Below are 412 nucleotides of genomic sequence, written 5' to 3'. Positions count from 1 at the left end.
TGTTAGTCCCGTCCTTCATCGGCTCCTAGTGCCAAGGCATCCACCGTGCGCCCTTTCTAACTTAACCGTTAAAAAAGATCTTACAGATGCTTTGAAAAAAATTAATTGCCTTCTATCTATTATCTAGTTTTCAAGGAACAAAGCAGAAAGGATCCATCACATCGTGATGCTTGTCTTTCCTATTTGAATGAATTACTCATTCAAAACTGAACAAAACAAAAGCGCTCTCGTAATTATCCTTAGAAAGGAGGTGATCCAGCCGCACCTTCCGATACGGCTACCTTGTTACGACTTCACCCCAATCATCTGTCCCACCTTAGGCGGCTGGCTCCATGAAGGTTACCTCACCGACTTCGGGTGTTACAAACTCTCGTGGTGTGACGGGCGGTGTGTACAAGGCCCGGGAACGTAT

The 412-nt window shown here is 45.6% G+C and carries 1 rRNA gene; it reads right to left on the bottom strand.

The window, feature by feature from the left end:
• Positions 1–243: 243 nt before the first annotated feature.
• Positions 244–412: ribosomal RNA gene (locus tag ACYP5M_RS26515) — 16S ribosomal RNA — on the bottom strand; the annotation flags it as partial.

The sequence above is a fragment of the Peribacillus sp. N1 genome (genome assembly GCF_054600815.1).
The sequence above is the reverse complement of the archived record's forward strand: the minus strand, read 5'-3'. Positions and strand labels throughout refer to the sequence as shown.